The organism is Rhizobium leguminosarum, assembly GCF_010668065.1.
Lineage (GTDB): Bacteria > Pseudomonadota > Alphaproteobacteria > Rhizobiales > Rhizobiaceae > Rhizobium > Rhizobium leguminosarum_S.
The window spans coordinates 467,875-485,272 of record NZ_WUEN01000002.1 but is presented as its reverse complement, the minus strand read 5'-3'; the positions used below and the strand labels follow the sequence as shown (position 1 = coordinate 485,272).

Sequence of the window (17,398 nt, the reverse complement as noted above, 5' to 3'; positions counted from 1 at the left end):
GACGGGCTTGATTGAAGGAAGGCTGTGGGCAGTCATGTTTGCCCACCGCCCCATACGCCGGACATTTGGCAATAAATTTGAGAGCCAGCCCAAAAAGTACAACCGCACGGAAAATATGAAGCCGACAAAAAGATCAGCAAATTCATGGCGATGGTAGGTACAGTTAAATCGATAATCCTAAGCGTCCACAAAAAAAACTGCCAAACCAAGTCAAAACAGCCGCATTCTCATTTGCATGCCAAACGTCACCAAGTTCCCGTAATGGACGACGACGCACTTAAAGAGCATCCGCATTTGACTTGCTACAGAGAGTTAAACAGACCATCGAGCGGGGGAAGGTCCACGGATCCGCGAGGCACCGATCCAACGCAAGCCCACTATTATTCCTTGATTGCCGCAACAAAATCGCGCAGATCCCGCGCCGTTCTGCTTGAAACTGCCGACAAGGCCGCATGGAGAACAGCTTTCGTTCGTGTCCACCCAGATGGCGTTGCTGAGACGGCGGCCCGGATATTCGGGACGGACAATCTGGGCATCGCCATTAAGGCGGGCACGCTGCAGAGCCGCTCCCAGGCTTGCGTCACGAGTTCCGAAAGCGGCTCGGCAATGACGGCAACCAGTTGAGGCTGATTAAGACCAAGGGCAAGCACGGTCTGGGCCGTCAGTAACTCGTCCGCGCTCCTTTGACGCGCCAGGGCGCCGAGCGACCTGAGAATGCGGGTCTCCCAGGTCGAATGCTTACCGAAAAGCTCCGATATCGGATCGTCCGGCCCGAACAAGTGGTCTTCAACGTCCGTCAGAAAGCTGCGGAGCTGGTCATAGCTAGGATCGGCCGGCAGATCCCCCCTCCAGCCTTGCAGCGGCAGTGATCGAAGGGTGTCCTTTGCCATCAGGCTGACGATCACCGCCAGGATGCGGCAGATAATTAGGAAGCCTGCGGCTTCGCTCAACTGCGGCGTCGGCGGTTCATTTTCGAGCTGTTCGTATGGATCCTGCCCCGCCTCATACAGGATGCGAAGGCGCACGAAATAGGCGGTTTCCCGAATTGCGTCACGGATCACAGGCGCCACGTCTCCGGTGATCACGGCGAGCCGCGTGAACGTCTCCCAGTTCGTTCCCACAACCGCGACATCACGGGACTGTCTTATCCATGTCGCGAGATGGGCGATCGCGGCGGGATCATAATCCACGATTGACAGTTGCAGATCCAGAACCTGTCTTGCAAGGAGTGCTACGCTGGCGGGCCGTTGATCGTCCCAGCGGAGCGGGTCGAGCGAACTCGCGCGACCGACGAGTGACTCGAGATCGTCATGCTTCTGGCTGGGGATGGCTGTGATGATCATCTGAACTCGCTTTATCGCTTCGGAGCCGAGTTGCCTCACGGATAGGAACGGCTCGGGCGGTCGCTCCCGACCGTCTTCGAGGATCCGGTCGAGTGCCACGCCAAAGGCCGCGACCGCAGCGCGCTGATCCCCCGCCAGCGCGAGCGTAAGGGCGTAATCGACACCGAAGCCAACCTGTCGCTCGGCTGGATCCTGAGCTCCAAGCAGAGACAGGGCTTCGCCGAACCGGCGCGCGCACAAGGGCCATGCTTTGGTCTGCGCAGCCGCAAGCGCAGCATCACGGAGGATTTCCGCGCGATAGGATGGCGACACCTCAAGAGCAGGCAGGATCTGCTCGTATATTTTCAAAGCCTCCGAGGATCGTTCCAGGCGGTAAAGGACTTTCGCCTTAGCAGCGAGCACGCGGACCGGATCGCCAATCTGTGTCGCGGCGGCGTCAGCTGCAGACATTGCCGCGGCCGGATCTTTCAGGTCCTCATCGGTGACCCGCACTAGACGCGCGGCCGCGGTGTCGGCGAGCCTCGGCAGATCCGACTTGAGAGCGATTGACATTGCCCGCCTCAGTGCGGCCGCTAGGCCGATCCAGTCCGGAACGGGCTTTGCAATTTCGCTCAGCCAGAGTCTGTCGAGCATAACGGCAGCGGCATCGTTGCCGCCGGATAGGCCAGGCAGGATAAATTGGCGGTCCTCCAACTCAAGGGGTTCGACGGTGGCGAGGAATTCGTTAAATGCAGCCACGTCCGGAAGAGACGGCATAAGGCTCAGTGCGAAGACCGGCGACAAGTCCGGAAAGACTTCCAAAACCTCTCTATCATCATGGTCGATAGCCGCGAGCCCTCTTCCGACATTTTCCATCACACGCCTGAATCTGCGGCCGACAGATACGGCAAACTCAATGTTGCGCATGATGGTTTCCACGCGGATAACCTGCCACAGGAACAGGAAATCGAAGAAATCGGAGGCAAGATCAACGTCCTTGCGGCTGTCGATTTCCTGCAGAGCCCGCGTAACAATGGCTCGGATTTGGACTTCCTGCACTTCGGCAGCAACGCGCAGTTGCAGGATCCGGAACACGGCGGTGTCGACGGCCGCTGGGAACGGACTGTCATGTCCCTCGTCAACGCCGATCATCGCGAAGAAACCTGCGGTCTCGCCGATCTGCTCCCAGACCTCGGCTGACGCTTCAAGCAGAGACGGTAGAATATGGACAAGAGGCCCCATCTGCTTGCTGAGCATCGCATGCATCAGAAGCGTCGAGACATCACCGGCCGTAAGCGACCTTTCGGCGAGCCAAGCCCAGGCGATGCTGGCATGCATATCCTCGGTCCAGATGGAGCCGCGGATCTCCCCGCCCAGCCCCCGCAAAAGCGGCGACACGCGCAGATCGGCCGTATCGGTCACTTCAAGCCAGGGACCCGTCAGCCGATCAATCGTGTGCCCGGATTCGACTATAGCAGGAGTAATACCCCCAACCGCCAGGAGCCGCTTGCGAGATATGCGCCCCATAACCAAGCTTGCGCGGGAAAGCATCTCCCGCTGATCTTCGGGAAGCGACGACACCATCCGCCTCGCTTCGGTTCGGACATCGGCCACATCTAAGGTCGGCGCCAGCCATTCCCCGACGGACGGCTTGGGCCAGTTTTGCTGTTGAAGGGCGGCAAGGCGCGCGTCGACAAGCTGGGGATGGCCGCTGGTCGAGGCATGGACGATCTTTGACCAATTGTCGGCGTCCTCGGCTGGACAACCGGCCGATCTGAAGTAAACGGTGATTTCGGCTGTCTCGAAGGACGGTGCCTGAAAGATGCCCTTCTCGGTAAGGTTGATCGCGGAAGCAAGACGCGGCGGCAGGCGATGCGCGCCGGTGATCAATAGGCCACCGCCACTCGTGCTGAGTGAGGCCACCAGCCGTTGAAGCCCCGGCAAGATAGGACGCGGATCGTCCCCAGGGTCGAAATCATCGAGCACGACTGTCATCCGCCCGGCGTGAGCATCGACAAACTGGACCGCCGCATGCAGCCTGGCGACGACCGCCTGACGGTCCAGATCACGCAAATCAATCCAACCAACAGCTTCAGACGCGGCGACGGCTGCTGCCGCCAGCAGGGTCTTTCCTGTGCCAGTCGATCCGTGGATGTAAACGGCGCCACGCAGCAACGCCTTGCCAATGCCTTCTTCGAGATCTTGGCGGCCAAAGCGCCGCAGCGGTGGACGCGGAGGTTTCGTGATCGCCCGATCGAGATGGGTTACAGCCGCCTGCGACGAGGCCGTTCCGGTTATCTGTTTCAGCAACTCCATCAGGAGCGCGTCAGGGACTCTGGTCGTTCCTGCATCCTCAAGGATCCGGATTAGGTCTCCCCGGCGCAGCGGCTCACGAGCATGATCTGTGGCGTTTGTCCACGCTTCAAGATAGAGCCTTGCAAGCGCACGTGCGGCGGCAGCCGCACCGATGTTTCGCGGTTCTCCGAGTTCGATGAGGCGGGCTTCTATGCGGCGGCAAAGGGCGTCCGCTCCCGGCCGGCTGGTGATCCACTCGATTGGTTGGATGATGCGCGCGATGACGATGTCGACGGCGGCTTCAGCCAGGAATTCACGCAGCGACCTTGGAAGCACGTCGCTAACGGCGAGATAATCTTGAATGACCTTCGCGTTTGCCAGCGAAGCTGATGCTCTCGGCGCGCGCCTGATGTCTTCCCAGACTTCAATGCCGGGAGCGCCCAGCGCCGACAGGGTCTCGCCGCGTTCCTGACCGATGCCGGAGGTCGTCAGATAGCGAAACTGGATGGTGGTCGACGGATTGCGCCGGCCATGCTGCCAGAAATTGCCGATCGCTTTAAGAGCGTTCGGGCTCCGAAGTGTTAGGCTACCCGACCCGGGCGTGTCTTTGACCTGCTCGACCGTGGCCCCCGAGGCGTAGATTCGGTCAAGATCCTCGGCGCCTTCAAGGACGAGGATTTCTCCCACAGCGAGATCGAGCCAGGCTTCGATGCTGTGCAGGATCTGATAGGAATAACCCCGCATAGCATCCACTGCCTCGCGAGCGGCGTCGTTGACAAGCGGAATTGGGTCGGGATTTTCATCCATGAGCTGATCTATGACCGAGTCGGAACGCGGCGCAAGCGCCAGATGCTGGTTGATGTGTCATCCGTGCTCGCGAGTGAATCGGATGGATCCAAATGACTGACGGCAGACGACCGCAAGGCCGTCTATTGCGGCAAGAACAATCCGCCGACGCTAGCCGTGTTCCGGTATGCTTGAACTACGTCTTATCGCCCGAGGCAGCCAAAGGCAGAATCTTTTCACGACTCGAAGGAACCTCAATATTTGCGTCCAAAAGCGGACCGGTCTTCCTGCAAGGTTCATGGCTCGCTCTAGCGATAAGTTCATCGACGCGACTATCCTCGGCATCATAGGTGACCAATTTCGAAATATCATCGAGAATACTGCATCTCGTTCCCGCAGGAGTTTCGAGCTTTCCTTCCGCGTGCCCGCCCTAGTCTTTTGAGATGAGTACGCCCATAAGCTTGCGCAATTCCATAAATCTTACTGAGTGGATGACCCATTCGCGTCGCCTCTGGTCCAGCTCTCTCCGACCGCTTCAACGAGCCGCTGGCCATTGTGACGGCTCGAGCTCACACGGCTTGACAATGTGACGGCACGCGTTGCATTTTCGCCACAATGCGTTGCTTAAAGGTCACGCAAGGGTTTTGGACATTCGCTCCCGATCGAGTCGTTGCAGCGCTGGCTTTTTTAAGCCGGCGTTGCTTGGTTTTCGATCGGATGGCGAGGGCGGCAGGTGTCGTCTGAAGAGAGGCCGAATGACGCAGGATGGGGTATCGCCGGCGGCGGCGGGCGAGACGGTGACGACAGTGACCGACCGCCGCGCCCTTTTTGCCGTGCCCGGCCTGGTGCTCGCCGGCGGCGCGCTTCTCTGCGCCACAGCGACGCTTTTCGTGCTGCTCGGCCTGACGCCGATCGCCCCGACCTCGCATGTCGTCATCACCTCGGTGATCGTCAATTCCTTCTTTGTCCTGACGCTGCTCGCCTTGATCGGCCGCGAGGTGGCAAGGCTGCTGAAGGCGCGCACCCGCGGCCGTGCGGCAGCCCGCCTGCACATCCGCATCGTCGTGCTCTTTTCGATCGTCGCGATCACGCCGGCGATCCTCGTCGCCATCTTCGCCAGTATCACGCTGAATGCCGGCCTCGACCGCTGGTTTGCCTTGCGCACCCAGTCGATCGTCAGCTCGTCGCGCAATATCGGCCAGGCCTATATGATGGAGAATGCCAGCTACCTGCAGGGGCAGACGGTCTCCATGGCCAACGACCTGGAGCGCAACCGCGCGCTCTACAGCCTCGACAGGACCGGCTTTGCCGACCTGATGACCCGCCAGGCGAGGGGCCGCGGCCTGCTCGGCGCCTTCCTCGTCGAGCGCGACGGCTCGGTGATCGTCCAGGCCGACATCGCCACCGAAAAGCCGCTGCCGGCCATTCCGCAGGACGCGCTGGAAAAGGCGGCTGCGGGCCAGCCGACGCTGATCCCGCCCGGCGTTACCAATCTCGTCGGCGCCATCATCAAGCTCGATGCCATCCAGGGCACCTTCCTCTATACCGTGCGCGCCGTCGATCCCAAGGTCATGGGCGCCATGCGCATGATGGAGGAGAACGCCACCGAATATCGCTCGATGGAGGCCAACCGCTTCTCGCTGCAGGTCGCCTTCGCCGTGCTCTATATCGGCTTCGCGCTGATCGTGCTTTTGGCGGCGATCTGGACCGCAATCGCCGTCGCCGACCGCATCGTCCGGCCGATCCGGCTGCTGATCACGGCGGCCGACAGCGTTGCATCGGGCAATATGGATATCGTCGTGCCGGTGCATGCCGTTGACGGCGACGTCGCCAATCTCTCGCGCACCTTCAACAAGATGATCTCGGAAATCCGCACCCAGCGCGACGAGATCCTGGAGGCCAAAGACGAGGTCGACGACCGCCGCCGCTTCATCGAGGCGGTGCTGTCGGGCGTCACCGCCGCCGTTATCGGCGTCGAGCAGGATCGCCGCATCGCCATCGTCAACAGTTCGGCCGAGACGCTGATGTCGCTGTCGGCCGACGAAATGCTCGGAAAGCAGCTGGTCGACATCGCGCCGGAGGTCGATCACGTGCTGACCGAGGCGGCGGTGCGTTATCGCGGCGATTTCCGCAAGCAGATCGCCCTTGTGCGCGGCGGCACGGTGAGGACGCTGAGCGTCCAGGTCACCCGCGAGGAAGTGCGCGACATGAGTGAATCCTATGTGATCACGCTCGACGACATCACCGATCTCGTCATCGCCCAGCGCTCGACCGCCTGGGGCGACGTGGCCAGGCGCATCGCCCATGAGATCAAGAACCCGCTAACGCCGATCCAGCTTTCCGCCGAGCGCATCCAGCGCCGCTACGGCAAGCAGATCGACCCGGGTGACCGGACCGTCTTCGACCAGTGCACGGATACGATCATCCGCCAGGTCGGCGATATCGGCCGCATGGTCGACGAATTCTCTGCCTTTGCCCGCATGCCGAAGCCGACCAAGGAGCCGAGCGATCTGCGCAATATCCTGCGCGACGCGATCTTTCTGCGCGAGATGGGCAACCATCACGTCACCTTCGAGCAGGATTTCGGCGACCAGCCGCTGGAGGGTCTGTTCGACAGCCGCATGCTCGGCCAGGCCTTCGGAAATCTCATCAAGAATGCCGTCGAATCGATCGAGGCCGTTCCGAGCGACGAGCGGGACGAACGCAAGGTTCTCGTCCGCGCAGCCCTCGATACCAGCCGCGACCGCTTCACCGTCGACGTGATCGACAATGGCCGCGGCCTGCCGGTAGAGAACCGCCACAGCATTCTGGAACCCTATATGACGATGCGCGAGAAGGGCACCGGCCTCGGCCTCGCCATCGTCAAGAAGATCATCGAGGAACATGGCGGGCAGCTCGAGCTGCATGATGCGCCCGCCGATTTTGACCGGGGAAGAGGGGCCATGATCCGCGTGCATCTGCCACGCCTGGATCCGACGCCTGCTGCCCCCGCAGCCAATGACAAGGAAAGCGTTTATGGCCTCTGATATTCTCGTCGTCGACGATGAGCACGATATTCGCGAGATCGTTTCCGGCATTCTCTCCGACGAAGGGCACGAGACGCGCACGGCCCATGACAGCGACAGCGCACTGGCGGCGATTTCCGATCGCGTGCCGCGGCTGATCTTCCTCGATATCTGGATGCAGGGCAGCAAGCTCGATGGCCTGTCGCTGCTAGACGAGATCAAGACCCGCCATCCGGAATTGCCCGTGGTGATGATATCAGGCCATGGCAACATCGAGACCGCCGTCTCGGCGATCAAGCGGGGCGCCTTCGATTTCATCGAGAAGCCCTTCAAGGCCGACCGGCTGATCCTGATCGCCGAACGCGCGCTGGAGAATTCCAAGCTGAAGCGCGAGGTCTCGGATCTGAAGCGCCGCACCGGCGATGCGCTGGAGCTGATCGGCACCTCGGTTGCCGTTTCGCAGCTGCGTCAGACGATCGAGAAGGTTGCGCCGACCAACAGCCGCATCATGATCCTCGGCGCCTCTGGCTCCGGCAAGGAGCTGGTGGCGCGAATGATCCACAAGAAGTCGGCCCGCGCCAACGGACCCTTCGTTGCGATCAATGCCGCCAACATCACGCCCGAACGCATGGAAGTGGCGCTGTTCGGCACCGAGGGCACGCCCGGCCAGGCGCGCAAGATCGGTGCGCTCGAGGAGGCCCATCGCGGCATCCTCTATCTCGACGAAGTCGGCGAAATGCCGCGCGAAACGCAGAACAAGATCCTCCGCGTGCTGGTCGATCAACAGTTCGAGCGCGTCGGCGGCTCCAAGCGCGTCAAGGTCGATGTCCGCATCATCTCCTCGACCGCCTATAATCTCGAGAGCCGCATCGCCGAGGGCTGGTTCCGCGAGGATCTCTACCATCGCCTTGCCGTCGTGCCGGTGCGTGTGCCGGCATTGGCCGAACGGCGCGAGGACATTCCCTTCCTCGTCGATCAGCTGATGCGTCAGATATCGGAGCAGGCCGGCATCCGCCCGCGCCGCATCGGCGACGACGCCATGGCGGTGCTGCAGGCGCATGATTGGCCCGGCAACATCCGCCAGCTGCGCAACAATATAGAGCGGCTGATGATCCTTGCCCGCACCGACGGGCCGGATGCACCGATCACCGCCGACATGCTGCCGACCGATCTCGGCGACATGCTGCCGAAGGTGTCCGCCAAGAACGACTATCACATCATGACGCTGCCGCTGCGCGAAGCCCGCGAGATGTTCGAGAAGGATTATCTGATCGCCCAGATCAACCGCTTTGGCGGCAATATCTCGCGCACCGCGGAATTCGTCGGCATGGAGCGTTCGGCGCTGCACCGCAAGCTGAAGTCGCTCGGCGTCTGAGTGTATCCGGCGCGGCCGACGCCGCGCCGCGTCCCATATTGCTTCCCGGAAGACCAGGTTTCCCATGCCGAGAATTGCCTATGTGAATGGCCGTTACGTCAAGCATTCCGATGCTAGCGTGCATATCGAGGATCGCGGCTACCAGTTTGCCGATGGCGTCTATGAGGTCTGCGAGGTGCGCCATGGCTATATCGTCGACCTCACGCGCCATCTGAACCGTCTCGACCGTTCGCTTGGTGAGTTGCGCATCGCCTGGCCGATGGGCCGGGCGGCGCTGACGCAGGTCATTCGCGAGACGCTGCGCCGCAACCATGTCCGCAACGGGCTTTTCTACATGCAGGTGACGCGCGGCGTCGCCCGCCGCGATCATGTCTTTCCGGCCGAGGGAACGCCGCCCTCGCTTGTCATCACCGCCAAGAGCACCGATGCCAGGATCATCGCGGCCAAGAACGCCAACGGCATCAAGGCGATCACCCTTGTCGACAATCGCTGGGACCGCGTCGACATCAAGTCCGTCGGCCTGCTGCCGAATGCCATGGCCCGCCAGCAGGCCAAGGAGGCCGGCGCCCAGGAAGCGATCTATGTCGACGGCGACGGCATGGTGAAGGAAGGGGCGGCGACCAATGTCTGGATCGTCGATCCGGACGGAACGCTGGTGACGCGCCCGGCCGAACACGGGATCCTGCGCGGCATTACCCGCACCACTCTGATGGATGTCGGAGCCAAGCTGGGGTTGAAGATCGCCGAGCGAAGCTTCTCCGTTTCGGAGATGCTCGCAGCCCGCGAGGTCTTCCTCACTGCAGCCACAAGCATTTGTTTTCCGGTCGTTTCCGTCGACGGCCAGGCCATTGCCAACGGTCATCCGGGCAGCGTTTCGCAGAAAGTCCGCGAGGCCTTTTTCGACGTTGCGGAAAAGATTGCGATTTGATACCAAGATTTGCTGGACAGGTGGAATGAGGATGCCACCGGTCTTCGCATGGTGAGGTTGATTGATATTCTACCGGCCGGATCAGGTCGGCAATAAAGAAAGAAGCGGCGCGATGGCGGAACGTTCTCAGAATCTTCAGGACTTATTTCTCAATACTGTTCGCAAGCAAAAGATTTCCCTGACAATCTTTCTGATCAACGGCGTGAAACTCACGGGCGTTGTTACGTCTTTTGACAATTTCTGTGTTCTTCTTCGCCGTGACGGCCATTCGCAGCTCGTGTATAAGCATGCGATCTCGACGATCATGCCGGGCCAGCCCATGCAGATGTTCGAGAGCGAAGAAGCAGCGTCCTAACAGGATCAGCCGTCATTTCGACACGCGATACCAAGAACGATTCGATCATCCCTGAGGCCGCCAAGCACAGGGACGACATGCGCGCGACTGTCGTCGTGCCGGTTCTGAAATCGCGCAGTCGCGGCGGCCAGAGCGAATCGGCCTCGACCCGCACGCCGGAAAGCCGGCTCGAAGAGGCGACGGGCCTTGCCCAGGCGATCGACCTCGATGTCGTCAATGGCCAGATCGTCCCGGTCAACGATCCGAGACCGGCTACACTGCTCGGCACCGGCAAGATCGAGGAGATCAAGGCGCTGCTCGACGAGCGCGATTCCGGTCTCGTCATCGTCGATCATCCGTTGACACCTGTACAGCAGCGCAACCTCGAAAAGGTATGGAACGCCAAGGTCATCGACCGGACGGGCCTCATCCTCGAAATCTTCGGCCGCCGCGCCTCCACCAAGGAAGGCACGCTGCAGGTCGATCTTGCCCATCTGAACTATCAGAAGGGCCGTCTGGTGCGAAGCTGGACCCACCTTGAACGCCAGCGCGGCGGCGGCGGCTTCATGGGCGGTCCTGGTGAAACCCAGATCGAAGCCGACCGACGGATGCTGCAGGACCGCATCATCAAGCTCGAACGCGAGCTGGAGCAGGTCGTGCGCACCCGCCAGCTCCACCGCGCCAAGCGCCGCAAGGTGCCGCACCCGATCGTGGCGCTGGTCGGTTACACCAATGCCGGCAAATCGACGCTGTTCAACCGCATCACCGGCGCCGGCGTGCTGGCCGAAGACATGCTCTTTGCCACGCTCGACCCGACGCTTCGGCGCATGAAGCTGCCGCACGGCCGCACCGTCATCCTCTCCGACACCGTCGGTTTCATCTCCGACCTGCCGACCCATCTCGTCGCCGCCTTCCGGGCAACGCTGGAAGAGGTGCTGGAAGCCGATCTCATCCTGCATGTCCGCGACATGTCCGATGCCGACAACCAGGCGCAGAGCTCCGACGTGATGCGCATCCTGAACGACCTCGGCATCGACGAGGCCGAAGCCGAAAAACGGCTGATCGAGGTCTGGAACAAGATCGACCGGCTGGAGCCCGAGGTGCACGACACCATGGTGCAGAAATCGGCCGGCGCCAGCAACGTGGTGGCCGTTTCCGCCGTCAGCGGCGAGGGCGTCGACACGCTGATGGAAGAGATCAGCCGCAGGCTGTCCGGCGTGATGACCGTGGCAACGATCCGCCTTCCTGTCGACAAGCTGGCGCTGCTGCCCTGGCTTTACGATCACGCGATCGTCGACGGCCGCGAGGACAATGAGGACGGCACGATCACCCTCGATCTGCGCCTCTCGGAAACGGAAGCGACCGAACTCGAGCGCCGCATCGGCAACGGCCCGAAGTCTTCAAAGGAAGATTGGGAGCGGTGAGGCGTTCCCTTCCCCAGCGGGGGTCCGAAGGACGGATCGAGACCCGTGGCTCGACCCCGGTCGGTGCCCGAAGGGTCGGATGAGGGGGCCACGCGGCACGCCCTTCATTGCCCTTCGCTTGCGCTCAGCGCATTCGCTCCTGTCGTCGCTCACCCCTCATCTGCCTGCCGGCATCTTCTCCCCGCCGGGGAGAAGGGATGTGTGGCAACGTCCCGCTCACTCAGCCCCCGACGTAACAGCTCTTTCAATCGCCTTCGCCGCCTGCCAGATTTCCTCCATCCGCTCCAGCGTCGCAGCCTCCAGCGTCTCGCCTTCTGCTTCAAGAACCTGTTCTATATGACTGAAGCGACGCCGGAATTTCGTATTGGTGCCGCGCACTGCCTGTTCCGGATCCGCCTTCACATGCCGGCCGATATTGACGACGGCGAAGATCAGATCGCCGAGCTCGTCGCTGACCTTTGCCTGATCGCCTTCGCGAAGGGCTGCCCGCAATTCACCGATCTCCTCCTCGATCTTATCGAGGATCGGCTCGGGCGCTGACCAGTCGAAGCCGACCTTGGCGGCGCGTTCCTGCAGCTTCAGTGCCTCCGTCAAAGCCGGGAAGCTGCGCTGTACGGATCCAAGGAACCCGCTGTTGAAATCCTCGGTGATGCCACGCCGTGACCGCCGTTCAGTGCGCTCGCGTTTCTCCGCCTGTTTGATCTCGTCCCATTGTCTCTTCACCGCGTCCGGCGTATCCGCCGCCGAGCGGGCAAAGACATGCGGGTGGCGGCGGATCATCTTGGCGGTGATGGCGTTGACCACGTCGCCGAAGGAAAATTCGCCGGCCTCCTCGGCCATGCGGGCGTGAAAGACCACCTGCAGCAGCAGATCGCCCAGTTCGTCGCAGAGATCGTCCATATCGCCGCGCTCGATCGCGTCGGAGACCTCATAGGCCTCCTCGATCGTATAGGGCTTGATCGTCTCGAAGTTCTGCACGATGTCCCAGGGGCAGCCGGTTTCGGGATGGCGCAGCGCCGCCATGATCTCGATCAGCCGCGAAATGTCTTTGGAAGGTTCCATGTTGCCTCGGTTCAGCAGGCTTCAGTTCAGAGGCCCTCAGTTCAGAGGCCCTCAGTTCAAGGGGATGTCGTTGGCGCTCTTCGACGACTGATAGCTGGTCGACAGCGCGTCGTAGCGCGCCTTGATGCGGGCAGTCTGCGTCTTCAGCCCGGTCTTAAGCTGAGCCTCTTCGGTCTCGACCAGATCGGCGATGGCAAAGCTGTTCCAGAAGGCGTTTTGCCTGCGGTAGCCGCCGGGTTCAAGCCCGAAGACTTCCTTCAGGATCTTCAAATCGTGCGGAATGGCGAAGGCATCGCGCGAATCCTCATGGCTGAAGAAATAGTAGAAATTGTCGAAGCCGGCCCAAGTGATCGCCGACATGCACATGGTGCAGGGTTCGTGCGTCGACAGGAAGATCAGATCCTTGGTCGGCGGCTTGTCCCCAAGCTCATAGAAGCGCTTCAGCGTATGCACCTCGCCGTGCCAGAGCGGATTCTCCAGCTCGTTATTGGTCTCGGCGACGACAAGCGAAAGATCGGATTTCCTTAAGATCGCCGCACCGAACACCTTATTGCCAAGCGAAACGCCACGCTCCGTCAGCGGCAGGATATCGTCTTCCATGACCGAAAGCAGGCGGGAGGCAATGGTCTTATCAGGCATGAGGGCCCTCCAGTTTTCCTCAGTCTATCGCCTTGGCGGCGCGAGTGAAATGCGTCAAGCACCGGTGGACGTCTTTTGTCACAGGCTTTATACTGCATTGCAGCAAGCGGGCTGGGAATATGCGGCTTTTTGGCCGCACGGGTGACTTTTCTCAAATCACTGACGGCACGAGCAAAAGAATACCCGCTTGCTTGGGCTTTCGAATTTCTGTTCCTTCAATCCCTTGTCGATCAAGGGCATATTCCGGCAACCTCGAAGTGGATTGATGATGCCTTCCAAGACTGAACAGCTTTCGGTATTTCCCGCCTTCTTTCGCGTGGAAGGCCAGAAGACGGCTGTCTTCGGCAATGGCGACGAAGCTTTCGCCAAGGTGCGGCTGCTGCTGAACACAAAGGCGCGGATCATTGCCTATGCCGATCGGCCGGAAGCCGATTACCACGCCTTCCTGATCGCCAACCGGATCGAGACCGTGCGCGCTGCCTTCGCAGCCGAACAGGTCGAGGGTTCGGCGCTCGTCTTCGCCGCAACCGGCAATGAAGCCGACGACCGCAGCATCGTCGATGCTGCGCGTGCCGCCAGAATTCCGGCCAATGCCGTCGATCAGCCCGATTACTGCGATTTCTTCACGCCGGCACTGGTCAACCGCGCCCCCGTCGCCGTTGCAATCGGCACCGAAGGGGCAGGGCCGGTTCTGGCGCAGATGATCCGCGCGCAGATCGACCAGCTTCTTTCGCCCTCGCTCGGCCGCCTTGCCGGGCTGGCGACGAGCTACCGCAAAGCCGTCGAACAACTGATTCCGAGAGGCGTCTCCCGCCGGGTCTTCTGGCACCGCTTCTTTTCCGGCGCCGTAGCCGATGCGGTCGCCAACGGCAACCTGCCGCAGGCCCGCCATGCCGCCGACCGGCTGCTGCATGCGATGGACAAGGTCGCCGGACATGTCTGGCTGGTCGGCGCCGGTCCGGGTGCCGAGGATCTGCTGACGCTGCGCGCCCAGCGCGTGATGATGGAAGCCGACGTCATCGTCTATGACGCGCTGGTGCCGCAGGCGATCGTCGATATGGGCCGCCGCGATGCCGAGCGGCTTTCCGTCGGCAAGCGCAAGGGCTGTCACTCGAAGTCCCAGGAAGAAATCAACGACCTGCTGGTCGATCTCGGCCGCCAGGGCAAGCGCGTCGTGCGCCTGAAATCCGGCGATCCCCTGGTCTATGGCCGGGCAGGCGAAGAGATGGCGGCATTGCGGGCTGCCGGCGTCACCTATGAGGTCGTGCCTGGTATCACCTCGGCTTTCGCCGCCGCTGCCGATTTCGAGCTGCCGCTGACGCTGCGCGGTGTTGCCTCCTCGCTGGTCTTCACCACAGGCCATGATCTCACCGGCGACGTGCTTCCCGATTGGGCAAGCCTTGCCGTCTCCGGCGCGACGATCGCCGTCTATATGGGCCGCACGGTTGCTGCCTCCGTCGCCGAGCGGCTGATGCAGGCGGGCATTCCGTCTGAGACCACCGTCGCCGTCATCGAAAATGCCAGCCGCGCTGAGCGCCGCCTGCTGCATGGCACCCTTGCCGATCTGCCCGATCTGCAGCACCGCGACGAGTTGACCGGGCCCGTCATGGTCATCATCGGCGATGCGGTCGCAGGCGCTAATTTCGAACTGTCCGAGCCCCTGGTGCGCGCAAACGCCCGGCTCGAGGAACTTGCAAGGAGCTGAATATGGGTGACAAGGTTCTGACCGCCAACCGGCTGACGGACGGCATTGCCGTCTGGCTGGATGCGAACGGCAAGTGGTCCACCTCGCTGCAGGAGGCGCTCGTTGCCCGTCATGCCGAGGCCGTTGCGGCGCTGGAGGCGATCGGCAAAAAGTCCTATGCCGACAACGAGGTCGTTGACGTCGCCGTCGTCGACGTTCAGGAAACCAACGGCATTCTCTGGCCGCTTCGCCTTCGCGAGCGCATCCGCGCACAGGGCCCGACCATGGAATATGCCCCGGGCTACGCTCCTGCCGATCCCGAATTCATTGCAGTCTGAGGAAGACGATGTACCGTTACGACGAATTTGACCATGCCTTTGTTACCGAGCGCGTTGAGCAGTTTCGCGATCAGGTCGAGCGCCGCCTTTCCGGCGAGCTCGCCGAGGATGCGTTCAAGCCGCTGCGCCTGATGAACGGCGTCTACCTGCAGCTCCACGCCTACATGCTGCGCATCGCCATTCCCTACGGCACGCTGAGCGCGCGCCAGCTGCGCATGCTCGCTCATATCGCCCGCACCTATGACCGCGGCTATGGCCACTTCACCACGCGCCAGAACCTGCAGTTCAACTGGCCGAAACTGTCCGATATTCCAGATGCGCTCGCCGATCTTGCCAGCGTCGAAATGCATGCCCTGCAGACCTCGGGCAATTGCATCAGAAACGTCACCGCCGATCACTTCGCCGGTGCTGCCGCCGATGAGATCGCCGATCCGCGTCCTTACGCTGAAATCCTGCGCCAGTGGTCGTCGGTCCACCCGGAATTCTCCTTCCTGCCGCGCAAGTTCAAGATCGCCGTCACCGGCGCCGAGCGCGACCGCGCGGCAATCCAGGTCCATGATATCGGCCTGCACGTGAAGACAAACGACAAGGGCGAGATCGGCTTTGCCGTCTATGTCGGCGGCGGCCAGGGCCGTACGCCGATGATCGCCAAGCTGATCCGCGACTTCCTGCCCGAGGAAGACCTGCTCTCCTACACCACGGCCATCGTGCGTGTGTACAATCTGCACGGCCGCCGCGACAACAAGTACAAGGCCCGCATCAAGATCCTCGTGCACGAAACCGGCACCGAGGAGCTGACGCGCCAGGTGGAGGCTGAATTCGCCGCGCTGAAGGATACCGAGCTCAAGCTGCCGGAAAAGGACGTCCAGTCGATCTCTGCCTATTTCGCGCCGCCTGATCTGCCCCAGCGCGCCGAAGGCTGGGAAAACCTCGCACGCTGGAAGAAGGCCGATTCCGGTTTCTCCCGCTGGGTCCAGCAGAACGTGCAGCCGCACAAGAACCCCGATTACGGCATGGTGACGATCTCGCTGAAGCCGATCGGCGGCATTCCGGGCGATGCCTCGGATGCTCAGATGGATGCGATCGCCGATCTCGCCGAGGAATATGCCTTCGACGAAATCCGCGTCAGCCATGAGCAGAACCTGATCCTGCCGCATGTGGCGCTTGCCGATCTCGAAGCCGTCTATCGCGGCCTCGTCGCCATCAATCTGGCGGAAGCCAATGCCGGCCTGATCACCGATATCATTGCCTGTCCGGGGCTCGACTACTGCGCGCTCGCCAATGCGCGCTCGATTCCGCTGGCGCAGGAAATCTCCCGCCGCTTCGGCGATGCCGAACGCCAGGCCGAGATCGGCGAGCTGAAGATCAAGATCTCCGGCTGCATCAATGCCTGCGGCCATCACCATGTCGGCCATATCGGCCTGCTCGGTGTGGAGAAGAAGGGCGCCGAACTCTACCAGATCACCCTCGGCGGCTCCGGCGACGAACATACCTCGATCGGCGAAATCATCGGCCGCGGCTTCGAGCCGGACCGGGTGACGGATGCGATCGAGACGATCGTCGACACCTATCTCGGCCTGCGCCTCGATCATTCCGAGAACTTCCTCGCCGCCTATCGCCGTGTCGGACCGCAGCCTTTCAAGACTGCGCTCTACGGCTCGGCCGCCGAAGCGGCATAAGGAGGGGATGATGACGAAGATCTGGAGAGAAACCGGTTTTGTCGAAAACGATCCCTGGGTGATCGAAACCGACGAGGTGAAGGCGACCGAGGAGCAGAAGCCGCTGCTCGGTCTCGACGAACTGATCGCCAGGGCCGACGAAAGCAACGATGTCGGCCTCGGCGTGCTGATCAAGCCGGCCGACGATGTGCGCAGGCTGGAGCCTTATCTCTATCGCCTCGAAATCGTCGCCGTCGCCTTTCCGGCTTTCAATGACGGTCGCGCCTTCAGCCATGCCTCGCTGCTGCGCCAGCGCCTCGGCTACACCAATGAGCTGCGTGCCGTCGGCGACGTGCTGATCGATCAGGTGCCGCTGATGCTCCGCGTCGGGATCGACAGCTTTTCGGTCACCAACGCCACGGCGCTGAAGCGTCTTTCCGAAAACCGTCTTCCCGCCATTCCCCATCATTATCAGCCGGCGGTGCGTGACGCCGAAGCCGGCAAGGGCTATAGTTGGCGCCGTCAGGCGAAGCCGGCCGCATAAGCGG

The 17,398-nt window shown here is 61.7% G+C and carries 12 protein-coding genes; 9 read left to right on the top strand and 3 right to left on the bottom strand.

Annotated elements, in window-relative coordinates; translation table 11 throughout:
- Nucleotides 1-380: 380 nt before the first annotated feature.
- The gene (locus tag GR198_RS06830; RefSeq protein WP_164068026.1) at nt 381-4,424 is read right to left on the bottom strand and encodes a hypothetical protein; all 4,044 of its coding nucleotides are present in this window, start codon (nt 4,422-4,424) and stop codon (nt 381-383) included.
- Nucleotides 4,425-5,158: 734 nt separating this feature from the next.
- Here GR198_RS06830 and GR198_RS06825 point away from each other — a divergent pair.
- The 5 genes from GR198_RS06825 to hflX all read left to right on the top strand — a co-directional run bounded on the left by GR198_RS06825 (nt 5,159) and on the right by hflX (nt 11,469).
- Nucleotides 5,159-7,429 carry a sensor histidine kinase NtrY-like gene (locus GR198_RS06825; RefSeq protein WP_029873181.1) on the top strand — a complete coding sequence of 757 codons (2,271 nt, stop codon included), beginning with the start codon at nt 5,159-5,161 and terminating at the stop codon, nt 7,427-7,429.
- Complete coding sequence (ntrX, locus tag GR198_RS06820) at nt 7,419-8,783, top strand: nitrogen assimilation response regulator NtrX (RefSeq protein ID WP_011651865.1); 1,365 nt, start codon at nt 7,419-7,421, stop codon at nt 8,781-8,783. The genes GR198_RS06825 and ntrX overlap by 11 nt, the downstream gene beginning before the upstream one ends.
- Before the next feature lie 64 nt (nt 8,784-8,847).
- Nucleotides 8,848-9,711 (top strand): D-amino-acid transaminase, encoded by an 864-nt coding sequence (locus tag GR198_RS06815; RefSeq protein WP_029873182.1) that lies wholly within the window; start codon nt 8,848-8,850, stop codon nt 9,709-9,711.
- Between the two features lie 112 nt (nt 9,712-9,823).
- Nucleotides 9,824-10,066 carry an RNA chaperone Hfq gene (hfq, locus tag GR198_RS06810; RefSeq protein WP_003539403.1) on the top strand — a complete coding sequence of 81 codons (243 nt, stop codon included), beginning with the start codon at nt 9,824-9,826 and terminating at the stop codon, nt 10,064-10,066.
- 77 nt (nt 10,067-10,143) lie between these two features.
- Entirely contained in the window at nt 10,144-11,469 is a 1,326-nt protein-coding gene (gene hflX, locus GR198_RS06805) for a GTPase HflX (RefSeq protein ID WP_164068024.1), read from the top strand.
- Between the two features lie 216 nt (nt 11,470-11,685).
- Here hflX and mazG read toward each other — a convergent pair whose 3' ends face one another.
- Both mazG and GR198_RS06795 read right to left on the bottom strand, forming a co-directional pair.
- Nucleotides 11,686-12,531: a nucleoside triphosphate pyrophosphohydrolase gene (gene mazG, locus GR198_RS06800; RefSeq protein WP_164068022.1), complete on the bottom strand. Its 846-nt coding sequence runs from the start codon at nt 12,529-12,531 to the stop codon at nt 11,686-11,688.
- Between the two features lie 51 nt (nt 12,532-12,582).
- Nucleotides 12,583-13,170, bottom strand: a complete 588-nt coding sequence (locus GR198_RS06795) for a deaminase (protein WP_164068020.1) — start codon at nt 13,168-13,170, stop codon at nt 12,583-12,585.
- 268 nt (nt 13,171-13,438) lie between these two features.
- Here GR198_RS06795 and cysG point away from each other — a divergent pair, with 268 nt between their 5' ends.
- The 4 genes from cysG to GR198_RS06775 are packed head-to-tail and all read left to right on the top strand — an operon-like array spanning nt 13,439 to nt 17,394.
- Nucleotides 13,439-14,875: a siroheme synthase CysG gene (cysG, locus tag GR198_RS06790; RefSeq protein ID WP_164068018.1), complete on the top strand. Its 1,437-nt coding sequence runs from the start codon at nt 13,439-13,441 to the stop codon at nt 14,873-14,875.
- 2 nt (nt 14,876-14,877) lie between these two features.
- A complete protein-coding gene (locus GR198_RS06785) occupies nt 14,878-15,192 on the top strand; it encodes a DUF2849 domain-containing protein (RefSeq protein ID WP_011651871.1) in 315 nt (104 codons plus the stop codon).
- An 8-nt stretch (nt 15,193-15,200) separates the two neighbouring features.
- A complete protein-coding gene (locus tag GR198_RS06780; RefSeq protein WP_164052097.1) occupies nt 15,201-16,871 on the top strand; it encodes a nitrite/sulfite reductase in 1,671 nt (556 codons plus the stop codon).
- A gap of 10 nt (nt 16,872-16,881) precedes the next feature.
- The gene (locus GR198_RS06775) at nt 16,882-17,394 is read left to right on the top strand and encodes a DUF934 domain-containing protein (RefSeq protein WP_164068016.1); all 513 of its coding nucleotides are present in this window, start codon (nt 16,882-16,884) and stop codon (nt 17,392-17,394) included.
- Nucleotides 17,395-17,398: the final 4 nt, after the last annotated feature.